Genomic DNA, 13,706 nt, shown 5'->3' with positions numbered 1-13,706 from the left:
TGGCGTGGTGGAGCGCCAGCCACACCCAGGGCTGCCTGGCGGTGGCGCGGTGCTCGCGGCCTGTGGGCATAGACGTCCAACGGCATGTGCACCGTCCCGCAGCCCTGCGCTGGCTTTCAAGGACCGCCGAAGCGACCTTCCAGCCTTCCATCGGACACTGGGCCGTGGCCGAAGCCTATTGGAAGGCCAGCGGAAATGCCCGGCGGAGGCCGGCACCAGGTGAATTCAGGCTGCCCCGCATACCGGGAACCGGATGGGGCAAGCACGCGTTCGACGGCACCACGGAATGTGACTACTGGCTTCAGGAAGTTGACGGAATATCCCTTGCGCTGGTCCTGGGCCCTGCGCCTGCTTCCGTAATGTCCTCCGAATAGTCAACTCGATGGCTATAATCAGGGCGGGGGTCAGCTGGTGATTCCCGGCTGTCCGCGCCAGGCCCCTTGTTCGTGGCCCGCGCCCGTCTCAAGGATGCCCGCCCATGTTCAACCCCCGGCCCTTCGCTGCCGCTGCCCTCACGCTGGTCACCGTACTTTCCGGTGCTGCTTTGACGGCCCTTCCCGCCCAGGCCACCGAGCCACCTCAGCCCTCCAGGCCAGCCGCAGTTGCCGAGCTGCCCCTCCGGGACCCGAGTCCCCAGTCCGCTTCAACCCAGGTCCCCACGGACCAGTTCATCGTGGGCCTCAAAAGCCGCGGAAACATTGCTTCCGAAGCAGCTGTGACGGCCCAGGCCGCACGGTCAGCCGCAGGCCGTGTGGGCACTGCCGCCCAGTACGTACGGGCCACCGCAACCGGTGCGCAGGTAGTGAAAACCGGCAAGTCACTTCAGGGCGCCGACGCTGACACGTTCCTGGCGGCACTCCGCTCCAGCCCCGACGTGGCCTACGCCGAGCCGGACACCATCGTCCAGGCCACCGCGGACGCCCCCAATGATCCTGGGTTTGACCTGCAGTGGGGCCTGTGGGACGAGCGTGCCGGTATCGGGGCGCTGGGTGCCTGGGACAACAACCGCGGCGAGGGTGCCGTAGTTGCTGTCGTGGACAGCGGCATCACGTATCACGCAGACTTGGCCCCTAACGTCCTTGCCGGCTACGACATGCTGTCCAACCCGGAGTGGGCGCGCGACGGCGACGGACGCGATGCCAACCCGCAGGACCAGGGCGACTGGGCAGGCGACGGCCAGTGCGAAGCCGGCTCCCCGGCGTCGCGCTCATCCTGGCATGGAACCCACGTGGCCGGAATCATTGCAGCCGTCGGCAACAACAACAACGGCATCACCGGCGCCGCACCCGCAGCCAAGATCCTGCCCATCCGCGCCATCGGCGCCTGCGGCGGCTACATCTCGGACGTGGCCGACTCCATCATCTGGGCCGCAGGCGGCACCGTGACCGGGGTGCCGGCTAACCCGAAGCGCGCCAACGTGGTGAACCTCAGCCTGGGCGGAATCTCCGACTGCTCCGTCACCGAACAGAACGCCATCAACTTTGCCCATAACGCCGGCACCGCAGTAGTGGTGGCGGCCGGGAACTCCGGCCACCCGGCATCGGAAATCAGCCCGGCCAATTGCCAGAATGTCATTACGGTTGCTGCCTCCGGAGCAGATGGAAGCCGCGCCCCGTACTCCAATTACGGAGCCGCCGTCGACGTCACTGCGCCCGGGGGCGACATGGACGCCGACTATCGGTACGGGATACTTTCCACCTCTAACTACGGCTCGACCGTGCCCGAGGACGAAGCCTACGAGTTCCTGCAGGGCACCTCTATGGCGGCCCCGCACGTCTCCGCCATAGCGGCCATGCTCATGTCAGAAGTGGGCAGCACCTACACCCCCGATATGGTGAAAGCTCGGATCAAGGCCACGGCCCGGCCGCTACCGGTCGCCTGCCCCGAAGGCTGCGGTGCCGGCCTGGTTGACGCAGCCAAGGCCCTTGCCCTCAGTGCGGCGGACCTTCCGGCAAAAACGGTCATCCCCGCCGCGGTGACGTTCTCTGACATGGACGGCACTGCCGATGACACGTTGACGGTGCCGGAAGTGCAGGGCGTGGAGTACGTGCGTGACGGCAGTGTTCTGGCCGCCGGGGTCCATGCCGGTTCGGGAACCATTACCGTTTCAGCAAGGGCGGTCGCTGGCTACACCCTGATGGCCGGTGCCACAGCCGAGTGGACACACAAGTTCGCCACCAGCATGGCGCCTGTTGCCGGATCTCTGATCACCGTCACGCCGTTCCGCGCCCTTGATACCCGTACAAGCTCCATCGTGGCGAAGGACTCCACGGTCTCCTTCCAGGTGGCAGGGCGTAACGGTATACCGGCCAAGGTGTCCGCAGTGGTCTTCAACCTCACGGTGGCCGAAGCCCGGTCCTTCGGCTTCGTGACCGCCTATGCCTCCGGGACCGCGCGTCCGGACGCATCCAACCTGAACTTCGACAAGGGCCAGATCGTGGCCAACTCCGTCACAGTGCCCGTGGGCGCCGACGGCAAGGTGACACTCTTCAACAGGTCCGCCGCAGCCACCCACCTCATCGCCGACATCGCCGGCTACTACAAGGCAGGGATAGGGGCGGAGAAGCCGACGGCGGCGGGCGCCTTCCAGCCCATCGCGCCCAAGCGGTTCCTGGACACCCGCAGCACCACCGCCGTCGCACCCGATACCGCCCGGGCGTTCCAGGTGGCAGGTGCCAACGGATTGCCGGCCACCGTTTCAGCCGTCGTACTGAACCTGACGGTGGCGGAAGCAAGGTCTAACGGCTTCGTCACCGCGTATCCCACGGGGGTCAACAGGCCGGACGCCTCCAACATCAACTTTGCCGCCGGGCAGATCATCCCTAACTCCGTCACCGTCCCGGTGGGGCCTGACGGGAAAGTAATGCTTTACAACCGCTCTAACGGCACCACCCACCTGATCGCCGACGTCTCCGGTTACTACCTGTCCGGAACCCCGACGGCGGGCGGCACCTTCCAGCCGCTGGCCGCCCCGACGCGCTTCCTGGACACACGCTCGGGTTACCCGCTCTTGCCGGACACGGCAACGTCTTTCCAGGCTGCCCGGGAACACGGCGTTCCCGAAGGTGCTCCCGCGATGGTGCTGAACCTCACCGTGGCCCAGGCGACGTCGAACGGTTTTGCCACCGCCTACCCGATGGCGGCAACCCGTCCCGATATCTCGAGCGTCAACTTCGACAGGGGCCAGATCGTCGCAAACTCGGTAACCACCCCGCTTGGCCAGTTCGGAAGAGTGGCCCTTTTCAACCGCTCAGCGGGGGCCACGCACCTGATCGCGGACGTCTCCGGATACTTCCTTCCGGGGTGATCTATAGAGGCTTTTCCCAGCCTCCGTTTAGCCTAGTTACCGAAACGTTATATATGCTTGCTTAGTGGTTCTTAGGTCAAGCAGTGGAAATTTGTCGGTTCCGGAGCGCCCCTCAGCGCACAAAACAGGGTACGAAACAGGCATCATTTCAGGGCGGAAGCACTCCCTGGACGGCCTCCGTACGGTGGCTGTTGTGGGGGTGTTCGTCTTCCATACCCTCACCGCCCAGATGCCGGGCGGCTTCATCGGTGTGGACGTTTTCTTCACCCTCAGCGGCTTCGTCATCACGCTGCTGATCATGAAGGAGCGGCTCGCGACGGGCCGCGTCCGCATGGGTATCTTCTATGCCAAGCGCCTGGCCCGGCTGTGGCCGGCGCTCTTGGCACTGTGCGCGGTGATTGCCGTCGTCGGCTTCGTCTTCCCCGCCTCCGGCTGGGGCGGCCAGGCAGGATTCATCCTCCCGGCCGCCGCCTACGTGATGAACTTCGCGCACGTGGGGGCATTCGGAAACTCCATTGCGGGCGAGACGCTCGGACCCACCTGGACGCTCGCCGTCGAGGAACAGTTCTACCTGGTGTGGCCCGTGCTCCTTCTGGTCATGCTCCGGTACTGCAAGCTGCGGACCGCCGCATGGGCCACGGCCGGACTCGCCGCCGCCTTCATGCTTGAACGCTTCGCCCTGGTGACGTCCGGCGCGCCGCTGAACCGGCTCTACAACGGGCCGGACACCCGGGCCGACGAGCTGCTGATCGGCTGCGCCCTCGCCTTGCTGTTCACCGCCGTCCGCAACGGCTCCCGGGTACACGCCTCCCTGGTGTCCGCCGCACGCTGGAGTGCCCCCGCATCGGGCGCGGTGCTGGTGGCAGCGCTGTTCCTGCTCAAGGAACCGGACACACCAGGCACCTGGTTCACCGTGTTCTGGACCGCAGGTCCCACCACGCTGTCGCTCCTGGCAGCGGTGCTGATCGGCTCACTGGTCCTGCAGCCGGCCGGCTTCCTGGGCCGGGTCCTCAGCCACCCCTGGCTTGCCTGGCCCGGCCGCGAACTCTCCTACGGCATGTACCTCTGGCACATTCCCGTCTACCTCCTTCTGCTGCCCCTCGTGCCGTCGCTGTCCCTCCGTGTCGGGCTGGCTGCCGTCCTCACCGTGGCGCTGGCGTTCGCCTCCTCGCGGCTGGTGGAGGCACCCATCCGCCGCTGGGCAAACCAAAGGCTGGAGCCCGCCGTCGTACGTCCTCTGACCAAGCCTGCCGCCGCGAAAGCGCGTGAACTGGTGACAGCCCGGTAGCCGACAGATGAACTATGGCCCATCAGCCCTGCCCAGGCGGCGCTGCGCGGAATAGGCTGGCCACGACGGCACACGCCGGCGGCGGGCTGCCCGTGCCCGCAGACCTTCGAGCAAGAGGAGATTGGCCATGACTCTTCCCCAGGAACTGACCCCCGGAACGTGGACGCTGGACATGTCCCACAGCGAGATCGGGTTCAGTGTCCGGCACGCAGGCATCAGCAAGGTCCGCGGCCGCTTCACCCAGGCTGAGGCCGAAGCCCGCGTTGGCGACTCCCTGCAGGACTCCAGCCTGCACGCCACAGTGGCCACCGCCAGCTTCGACTCGGGCGACGCCAACCGCGACGGCCACGTCCGCGGCCCGGACTTCTTCGATGTCGAAAAGTACCCGGAGATGACCTTCCGCGGCACGTCCATCACGGGCGACGGCGAGGACTACACCCTCACCGGTGACCTCACCATCAGGGGCGTCACCCAGCCCGTGGAACTGGAAGTCGAATTCACCGGCGTGGCCGTGGACCCGTTCGGCGCCACACGGGCGGGGTTCTCCGCCGAAACCGAGATCAGCCGCAAAGCCTTCGGCCTGACATGGAACGCCGCGCTGGAAGCCGGGGGAGTGTTGGTCAGCGACAAGGTGAAGATCAGCCTGGAGGCTGCCCTCGTTAAGCAGGGCTGACGCTGCACCATTGTTTCGGCTACAGGCCGGGTACCGGGTTCATCCGGGTGCCCGGCCTGCCACGTTCCTGCTCTCTGCTACCTCGTGCCGGCGAGGGAGCCTGTCACCGCATGCGATTCGGGCAGCGTCAGCTTCGCCGTGGTGCCCTCACCGTGGCTGCTGGCCAGCGTGACGCTGCCGCGGTGGTTCTCCAGGATGGACCGTGTGATGGCAAGGCCCAGCCCCGCGCCCGGAATGGCCGACGAGTGGGCGGTGGCTGTCCGGAAAAAACGCGTAAAGGCGTTCGCCAGGTCATCGTCCGTCATACCCACACCCGTATCCGCCACCTCGCACACCAGGTTCCCGTCCTCCGTGCGCACGCGGACCGTGACCGTGCCGCCCCTTGGCGTGTATTTGATGGCGTTCGAGACCAGGTTGTCGATGGCCTGGCCCAGGCGGTCAGGGTCGAAGCGGCCCGGTGCGGGCCCCTCGGTTTCCAGGCTGAGCGTGACTCCGCCGGAGCTGGCCCGCGGGTGTGCGGCGTCAACGCTGTGCGCGGCGACCTCCGCCAGGTCCGCCTGCCGTGGCCGGATGGTGAGCGTGCCTGAGGCGATGGTCAGCAGGTCCGCCACCAGGTTCAGCAGACGCTCGGCGTTGCGCTTGGCCACCTCCAGGCAGTGCTCCAGTTCCGGATCCAGCCCCTCCTCGTCCATGGCGATGGAGAGGTAGCCCAGGATCGAGGTCAGGGGAGTCCGCAGTTCGTGGGAGACGCTGGCCACGAATTGGTCCTTGGCCGAAAGGGCCTCCACCAGGGCGGTGACGTCAGTGAGGGCCAGGACAGCGCCCGCCTGCCTGCCGGTAGAACTGGGGATGAGGCGGCAAGTGGCAGAGTAAGCACGCTGGCTGGTGCCGGTGCCCATCCATACGAGCTCGTCAGTGAAGGATTGCCCCTGAGCTGCGCGTGCGCGGGGGTGCTGTTCGGGCGGCAGGGGCTCCTTCCGGTCGATCCCGAAGACGGGCCCGTCCGCCTCTGCGGTGGCGGGCTCCTGCTGGACGGCCCCACCGGACAGGCTGCCGCGGTGGCGGTTGGTAAGGATGGTCCGTCCCTCCCGGTCAAGCGCCCAGACTTCCACGCTGACGGTGTCCATGACGGTGCCCAGCAGCTGTTCCCGGTCCTCACTGGCCGCGAGGAGTTCCCTGACCTCCGCCTCCCGTTCTTCCAACCGCTGCCTTTGCAGTCGCAGGGCATTGGCCACACCAAACGTGGTGACGGCGATGGCGCCCAGGATGACCGGCAGCAGCACCGCCCGGATAAAGGAGGCGCTGGTGAAGCCCGAACCGAGGATCATGGGCGGGAGGGCCACACTGAGGATGGCCGCGATCACCGCCAATGCCACACCGCCGCGGCGCGGGCCATGGGACAGCCAGACCACCGGGAAGACCATCAGGAAGCTCAGCACTGACAGATACTGGTCGCCGGCTTCCCGGGACAGTCCGATGGCCAGGCAATCCAGCGCCGGGATGGCGAGGACCGTCTGCTCCGGGAGCCGGTCCCAGGGGATGGCGGCGCACGCGGCCAGAAGGAAAGCGTGGAAAACCAGGGAGGAAACGAATGCCGCGGACCACTTCAGGTCCGGGTGCAGGACCGATGCCAGGAGCATGACCAGCAGCATGGTTCCGGACAGCGGCAGCTGGAACAGGACGGTGCGGCCCCTCCTTCCGAGCGTGCGGAAGTAGCGGGCTCCCCAGTCGAATAGCATCGTGCCCCCAGCCATGCCCCGGTTACGTCAACGTTTTTGAAGCATACTGCCTGATCAGCACTCCTGGCTGGATGTTTCCGCTGCGGGCACCCGGGTTGGCGGCGGCAGGCAGGTGCTAAATCGAGTAGTGGAATTAACCAAGACAAGTACGCAGTTCTCGTGTGTGGGGGATTGCCGCACCGTACATTCGGTGCATGGCTGAAGTAATTGTTAGGAAGCGTGGGCGCCGCCGGATGCCCGGAGCCGCCAAGGGAAGCGCCCAAGGGTTCGTGTTCCTCGGAATCGCCCTGTTGGTGGCCGTGGGGATCGCCATGTTCGCGGTGGCGGGTTAGGTAGGCCGCCATGCGTGTGAGGCTGCCGTCATCCGACGGCCAGGACCTGGATTGCCCCCATCAGTTCGTGGGGCGTTGTGAGGCATGCAGCGCGTCGGCGGCCAGCCAGGCCTTCTGGTCTGCGCCAATCTTGACCCAACCCGCGGGCGATTCTTCGGGGAACCTTGACTGTTGACGCGTACGTTGGGCTCATCCGGCAGTTCTGAAAGGGAGTGGACGCGATGAGCATTACCGAATACGTTGCAGCACTTGGGGGCATGCTGGCCTCACTCGGCGCCGTGGGGCTTTTGGCCGCCGGGGTCATTCGGGCCAAGGCCCCCCATTGATCTGACGTTCTGCCCTACTACGCCAGCGCTGGCGGCTCGAACCGGGTGGCCGGCGATCCGCTGGGCAGTGCCTTGAGGACATTCTCCGCCACGCTGCGCACCTTCAGGTTCCGCTGCCGGGAGACCCCGGCCAGCTTGCCGAACGCCTCCGTGTAGGAGCAGCGGTTCTGCGCCATGATCACGCCGCACGCAACGTCAATGGAGGTCCGGCTCTCCAAGACGGCCTTGAGATTGTCACCGGCGGACCGCACGCTGCGCACCTCGATGGCCAGCTTCATGCTTTGAGACGCGACGGCGGCAAACCACGTGGCCTCGCCCACCAGCTCAGGCGTGAATTCGAACCCTGCGGGCCCCAGGAACACCAGTGCGCAGGATGACCGGGGGTCCAAAGTGAGCGGCACGGCCAGTGCAGTTCCGTAACCGGCGCCCACCAGCCGGCGGCGGTACGGTTCCCACCGTTGCGATGAGTTGTCCCCGGTGACCTGGACCGGTGTGGCGGAGGCGGCGGCCTGCGCCATGGGTCCGTCGCTGTACCTGTCCTCGGACGAGGCAACGTTGCAGGCAAGGGTGGCGCTGCCGGCCGTGGCAGGCAGGTTTCCCGCCCGCGTGAGGGTTGCGGCGGCGTCCACCGGCACCCCTGCCGACGCTGCGAGTGCCACAGCCGCGCTGTCCGCCAGCCGCTGGACGGAATCCAGGTCAGTGTCCGCGCCGGTGATCAGGTCCAGCAGGAATCCTGGCCGGTCCATGCGTCTGCTGCCAACTGCCGGTTGTACTGTCACCTGTTTCCCCCAATACGCTCCGTGCCGCGCGGCGATGTGCGGCTTTCCTCGAATGTAGGCGGCGCCAGCAAAGGGGACACGAGTAGTGGGTACTCTACTTTCGCCGCGCCACTGTTCCGCACCACCTGTTTGCCGGGCAGGTTCCCGGGCCAACCCCTAGGATGGGGGTAAAACCGCAGGTCAGAAAGGCAGACCGCCCCTTCATGTCCGGTGAAGAAGCCACCTCCAAGGACCCCGCCCGGCGCCGGTTCACCCGCGCATCGCTCAAGGATTTCGCCCTGCCCGTGGTGATCGCCGTGGCAGCGGCCGGCATCGGCATTGCCAGCATCGCCAATGGCCTCGCCTCCCGCGACCAGGCGGGCCAGGACAACGCTGCCCAGGCCGCCCCCACCCTGCCGCGCTGCGAGGTGCCGGACCGCAAGAGCCAGGTGCCGGCGTCGGGCGCGCTCTTTGGCGTGAACCTGGACCTGCACGCCAAGCCCCTGTCCCAGTACGCCGCGGACCTGGGCCACAAACCCGCCGTCAGCGTCTCCTTCGCCGGATTCCCGTACACGGCGGAGGAGAAGGCGCACCTGGACCAGGCGGTCACGCAGATCCGCGCCGACGGCCAGACGATGCTCCTCACGCTCGAACCCATGCAGGGCCTGGGCGCCGTCACGGATGAGGCAGTCGCCGCGCTCGCGGCAGACCTGGCATCCTTCAACGACGACGGCGTCCCCGTGATCGTCCGGTTTGCCCACGAGATGAACGGCTCCTGGTACCCGTGGTCCCAGCAGCCCGCCGCGTATGTGGACGCGTTCACCCGGATGGCGAAGGCCGTCCATTCGACGGCACCAGGCTCCTCGATGATGTGGGCGCCCAACTACGGCGGCGGCTACCCGTTCGCCGGCGGCCAGTACGAGGCCAAGCGGGACACTGCGGACTTCACTGCCCTGGACACGGACGGCGACGGCACCGTCACCATGGCCGATGATTCCTACGCCCCGTACTATCCCGGCGACGACGCGGTGGACTGGGTGGGCATGTCCCTCTACCACTGGGGCGCCAAGTATCCGTGGGGCGAGAACGAACTGCCCGAGGCCAACAAGTTCAAGGACCAGCTCACTGGCAACTACGTGGGCGCCAACGGTGACGACAGCCTGCTCCCGGATTTCTACCACGTGTACGGGCAGGACCACGGGAAGCCCGTGGCCATCCCCGAATCCGCGGCGCTGTTCGCTCCAGGCACCGCCGGTGCGGCCGAGCTGGACATCAAGCGTGCCTGGTGGGAGCAGCTGTTCAGCCCGGACCTGGCCACCGGGTTCCCGCAGCTGAAGATGATCAACTGGTTCGAGTGGGACAAGAACGAGGTGGAGGTCAAGGGCCGCGTGGACTGGACCGTCACCAACACCCCGGCCGTTCGGGAGGCCTTTACCGCCGCACTGCCGGACTGGTTCCGCTACGGCCCCGCCGAGTCCTGCCAGCCGGGCTGACGGCACTGGTCCGGGGCGCTGTCAGCGGGGCAGCCCTTCCAGCCAGTCCAGGAACGTTTGGCGCCCGACGGCGGCACCCGCCGCCGGGACCAGCGCACCGCTGCGCATCGCCTTGCCCATAGGGCCAGGGAAGGGAGCCTCCACGACCTTTTTGCGCTGGCCAGTCTTCTGCAGGTAGGTCCGCACCAGGTCGGCCAGCTGCTCGGTGCGCGGGCCGCCGAGATCGGGGATCCGTCCCCGCGGGCCGGCCTCCGCCGCGTCCACCAGGGCCTCCGCCACCTCGCGGGCCGCCACCGGCGCGGTAAACATCTTCGGCACCACCACCACCGGCCCTGCCGAGGCGACCTTCACCACCAGCGGCACGAACTCGTGGAACTGGGTGGAGCGAAGGATGGTCCACGGTATATCCCCATGCCGGACGGTATCCTCCTGCACCAGCTTCCCGGCGTAGAGGCCGGAGCGTGCATTGTCGATGCCTGCGATCGACAGCACCACGTGGTGCTTCACTCCGGCTTTCTCCTCCGCGGCCAGCAGGTTCTGCGAAGCGTTCGTGAAGTAGTCCACCGCTTTCTTGGTGGCCGTACTGTTGATGCCGGCAACGTCGATCACCGTCTCAACCCCGGCCAGCGCCTGGTCAAGGCCCCGGCCGGTTGCCAGATCCACCCCGCCGGAACGGCTCAAGCCCACCACCTCGTGCCCGCGCTGCACGGCAACGTCCACCACATGGCGTCCCACGGTCCCGGTCCCGCCGGCAACGGCAATCCTCATGGCAGCATCCTATGTCTGAATCCTTGAGAAGGAATCGGAAAGATACTGCCGATTGATGGTGGTTGAGGCATCCGCGTACGAAAGCGCGCCGGAATCTGCAATATCTTGCGGAATTCGATCTGTTGAGTCAGGATGTGTAAGACAGTCCTTATAATCTGCAATATATTTCCGAAAGGACGGCGTGTGGAGGATGTAGCAGCCATAGGTGCCGGCATCCGGCGCGCCCGGAAGGAAGCGGGGATTACCCAAGGCACGCTGGCGGACCTGATCGGAACTTCACCCCGCACCGTCCACGCCATCGAAACGGGAACCGGCAATCCGTCCCTGACCACCGTCGTGGCGGCCGCCAATGCGGTGGGGTTGCACCTCAGGACGGCCGATGACTGAGGACCTGGCGCGCCTCAAATTCGTTACCCAAGCGGACGTTTACAAAGCCGGGGTACTGGCGGGACACCTGAAACGCGGCGGCAACGGCGGGATCGCCTTCACCTACACCCCCGCGTACCTGGCCGGGGGCGATGCTGCGGTGTCCCACTCGCTACCGCTGACAGACGCACCCGTTGAAGCGCCGAGCGGCGCCGTTCCCGCGTTCTTCGCCGGCCTGCTGCCCGAGGGCCACCGCCTGACCGTCCTCAAGGACGCCATCAAAACCAGCCTGGGGGACGAACTCAGCCTGCTCCTGGCGGTTGGTTCCGACACCCCGGGCGACGTCCAGGTGGTCGCCGCCGGCCAGGACCCTGTAGAACCTCCGGCACTGGCGGAAGCGTCGCATCCGGAAGCACTCGACTTTGCCGCGCTCGCAGACGCCATCGATCCCCACGGTCTTCCAGGGGTCCAGGCCAAGGCCAGCGCATCGATGCTGACCACCCCCCTTTCCCTCGCGGGCCGCCGCTACCTGCTCAAGCTGGACCCGCCGCGCCACCGTCACCTCGTGGCCAACGAGGCCGCGCACCTTGCCGCGGCGAAAGCCCTGCGGATCCCCGTGTCAAAGGGCACTGTTGTCAGAGACCGGAACGGATTGCAGGGCCTACTGGTGGAGCGCTTCGACCGGACGGGGAAGGGCGGCCTGGCCCGCCTGGCACTCGAGGACGCTGCCCAGGTCCTCAACCTGCCGCCGTCGTCCAAGTATGCCGTCAGCGCCGAAGACGCCATCCTGGCGCTGACCGGCGTGTGCAAGGCCAGGGCGGTTGCCGTCCGAAACCTGTACATGCAATTCGTCTTCGCCTGGGTGACCGGCAACGGCGACCTGCATGCGAAAAACATGTCAGTCCTCCAAGGGGAAAACGGAGCCTGGGCTGTGTCGCCCCTGTACGACATTCCCTGCACCCTGGTGTACGGCGACGACACCCTGGCCCTGACCATCGGTGGACGGGTCAAAAACCTCAAAGCCCGGCACTGGGAGCAGTTCGCAGCCGATATCGGACTCCCTGCACGCGCTGCGACGTCCGCGAACAAGATGGCCCTCCGGGCGGCTGCAGGAGTCAGCCTGGAAGCGTTGCCCTTCTCCGGATCACCATTGAACGGGGCACTGCGTGAGCTGCGGTTCCGCCGCGCCGAACTGGCGGGCTGATCCGGACACGGGGTACATGCCCAGACAGGGGAGGGGCAGCCATGTCCGCGGCACCGGGTTCTCAGTAGACTGGGACCCATGTCCGGGCAGGAAGCTGCAGCCGACACCTCCCTACGAACCCCTGAGGAGCGTTCGCGCACGTTCGCGGGCATCCTCATCAACACGGCACTGGCCAACGTCACCACCAGTTACCTATGGTTTGCCCTCACATTCTGGGTCTACCTGGAAACCCGCAACGTGATCGCCACGGGCGTGGTGGGCGGCGCCTACATGCTGCTGATCGCCCTCTCCAGCATCAGCTTCGGCACCTTCGTGGACCGCTACCGCAAGCTGGCCATCATGCGGTTCGCCGCCGCCTTCACCCTGGTGATGTTCGTGCTGTCCGGCGTGATGTTCCTGCTGACACCCGGTGCCGGCCTGCTGGACCTCGGGCAGCCCTGGTTCTGGATCTTCACCCTGATCATCCTGGTGGGTGCGGTGGTGGAGAACATGCGGAACGTGGCCCTGTCCACCACCGTCACCATCCTCATCGAGCCGGACCGGCGCGCCAACGCCAACGGCATGGTGGGAATGGTCCAGGGACTTGCCTTCATCGTGACGTCGGTATTCTCCGGGCTGTCCGTGGGACTCCTGGGCATGGGCTGGACCATCGCCATCGCCGTGGTCCTCACCGCCCTTGCGTTCCTGCACCTGCTGACCCTGCGCCTGCCGGAGGAAACGCACGTGGCAGCCAGTGACGCCCAGGGCGGCTTCGACCTCCGCGGCTCCATCGCCGCCGTGCTGGCCGTTGCCGGATTGTTCGCGCTGATCATCTTCTCCACGTTCAACAACTTCATCGGCGGCGTCTACATGGCCCTGATGGATCCGTACGGGCTCGAGATGTTCCCCGTGGAGCTGTGGGGCCTGTTCCTGGCCCTGGGCTCCACCGGGTTCATTGTGGGCGGTGCCCTGATTGGCAAGTTCGGCCTGGGCGCCAACCCGCTGCGGACCCTGCTGATCGCTGTCGCCATCATGGGTGCGCTCGGGGCCCTGTTCGCCATCCGGGAGTGGGCCTGGCTGTACGTGGCGGGAATCTGGCTGTACCTGGCGCTGGTGCCGTGCGTCGAGGCCGCCGAGCAGACCGTGATCCAACGGGTTGTCCCGCTCAACAAGCAGGGCCGGGTATTCGGGTTCGCCATGGCCTTCGAATCCGCGGCGGCACCCATCACGGCGTTCCTGATCGCACCGCTCGCCCAGTTCTGGATCATCCCCTACGCCCGGTCCAGTGAAGGGGCGGCACAGCTCGCGCCGCTGCTGGGCGAAGGGACGTCCCGGGGCATCGCCCTGGTGTTCCTGGTGGCCGGGATCGTCATGATTGTGGCTGCGCTGCTTGCCTTCCTCACCCCCGTATACCGGCGGGTGTCCGCGTCCTACGCCCAGGCCCCGGCCGAGGAGACGGCCGGGGCCTGAGGT

The 13,706-nt window shown here is 66.7% G+C and carries 11 protein-coding genes; 8 read left to right on the top strand and 3 right to left on the bottom strand.

Annotated elements, in window-relative coordinates:
• Positions 1-478: 478 nt before the first annotated feature.
• The 3 genes from ACP3TD_RS15525 to ACP3TD_RS15515 all read left to right on the top strand — a co-directional run bounded on the left by ACP3TD_RS15525 (position 479) and on the right by ACP3TD_RS15515 (position 5,268).
• Entirely contained in the window at positions 479-3,307 is a 2,829-nt protein-coding gene (locus ACP3TD_RS15525; protein ID WP_426763888.1) for a S8 family peptidase, read from the top strand.
• Between the two features lie 91 nt (positions 3,308-3,398).
• Entirely contained in the window at positions 3,399-4,595 is a 1,197-nt protein-coding gene (locus ACP3TD_RS15520) for an acyltransferase family protein (RefSeq protein WP_426763887.1), read from the top strand.
• Positions 4,596-4,722: 127 nt separating this feature from the next.
• Positions 4,723-5,268 (top strand): YceI family protein, encoded by a 546-nt coding sequence (locus ACP3TD_RS15515; protein ID WP_426763886.1) that lies wholly within the window; start codon positions 4,723-4,725, stop codon positions 5,266-5,268.
• A 77-nt stretch (positions 5,269-5,345) separates the two neighbouring features.
• Here ACP3TD_RS15515 and ACP3TD_RS15510 read toward each other — a convergent pair whose 3' ends face one another.
• The gene (locus ACP3TD_RS15510) at positions 5,346-7,007 is read right to left on the bottom strand and encodes a sensor histidine kinase (protein ID WP_426763885.1); all 1,662 of its coding nucleotides are present in this window, start codon (positions 7,005-7,007) and stop codon (positions 5,346-5,348) included.
• Between the two features lie 194 nt (positions 7,008-7,201).
• Here ACP3TD_RS15510 and ACP3TD_RS15505 point away from each other — a divergent pair, with 194 nt between their 5' ends.
• Positions 7,202-7,339, top strand: a complete 138-nt coding sequence (locus ACP3TD_RS15505) for a hypothetical protein (protein ID WP_157672498.1) — start codon at positions 7,202-7,204, stop codon at positions 7,337-7,339.
• Positions 7,340-7,682: 343 nt separating this feature from the next.
• On the opposite strand, the gene ACP3TD_RS15500 is transcribed toward ACP3TD_RS15505, so the two are convergent.
• Positions 7,683-8,411 (bottom strand): ANTAR domain-containing protein, encoded by a 729-nt coding sequence (locus ACP3TD_RS15500; protein ID WP_426763884.1) that lies wholly within the window; start codon positions 8,409-8,411, stop codon positions 7,683-7,685.
• A gap of 236 nt (positions 8,412-8,647) precedes the next feature.
• Here ACP3TD_RS15500 and ACP3TD_RS15495 point away from each other — a divergent pair, with 236 nt between their 5' ends.
• Positions 8,648-9,916, top strand: a complete 1,269-nt coding sequence (locus ACP3TD_RS15495) for a glycoside hydrolase family 26 protein (RefSeq protein WP_426763883.1) — start codon at positions 8,648-8,650, stop codon at positions 9,914-9,916.
• 21 nt (positions 9,917-9,937) lie between these two features.
• Here ACP3TD_RS15495 and ACP3TD_RS15490 read toward each other — a convergent pair whose 3' ends face one another.
• Positions 9,938-10,684 carry an SDR family oxidoreductase gene (locus ACP3TD_RS15490; RefSeq protein ID WP_426763882.1) on the bottom strand — a complete coding sequence of 249 codons (747 nt, stop codon included), beginning with the start codon at positions 10,682-10,684 and terminating at the stop codon, positions 9,938-9,940.
• 183 nt (positions 10,685-10,867) lie between these two features.
• Here ACP3TD_RS15490 and ACP3TD_RS15485 point away from each other — a divergent pair, with 183 nt between their 5' ends.
• The 3 genes from ACP3TD_RS15485 (at position 10,868) to ACP3TD_RS15475 (ending at position 13,703) form a co-directional block, all read left to right on the top strand.
• Positions 10,868-11,071, top strand: a complete 204-nt coding sequence (locus ACP3TD_RS15485) for a helix-turn-helix transcriptional regulator (RefSeq protein ID WP_426763881.1) — start codon at positions 10,868-10,870, stop codon at positions 11,069-11,071.
• A complete protein-coding gene (locus ACP3TD_RS15480; RefSeq protein WP_426763880.1) occupies positions 11,064-12,254 on the top strand; it encodes a type II toxin-antitoxin system HipA family toxin in 1,191 nt (396 codons plus the stop codon). Before ACP3TD_RS15485 ends, ACP3TD_RS15480 begins: the two co-directional genes overlap by 8 nt.
• A gap of 78 nt (positions 12,255-12,332) precedes the next feature.
• Positions 12,333-13,703, top strand: coding sequence for an MFS transporter (locus ACP3TD_RS15475; RefSeq protein ID WP_426763879.1), 1,371 nt, complete (start codon positions 12,333-12,335; stop codon positions 13,701-13,703).
• Positions 13,704-13,706: the final 3 nt, after the last annotated feature.

The sequence above is a fragment of the Pseudarthrobacter sp. 1G09 genome, assembly GCF_050038305.1.
Taxonomy (GTDB): domain Bacteria; phylum Actinomycetota; class Actinomycetes; order Actinomycetales; family Micrococcaceae; genus Arthrobacter; species Arthrobacter equi.
The sequence above is the reverse complement of the archived record's forward strand: the minus strand, read 5'-3'. Positions and strand labels throughout refer to the sequence as shown.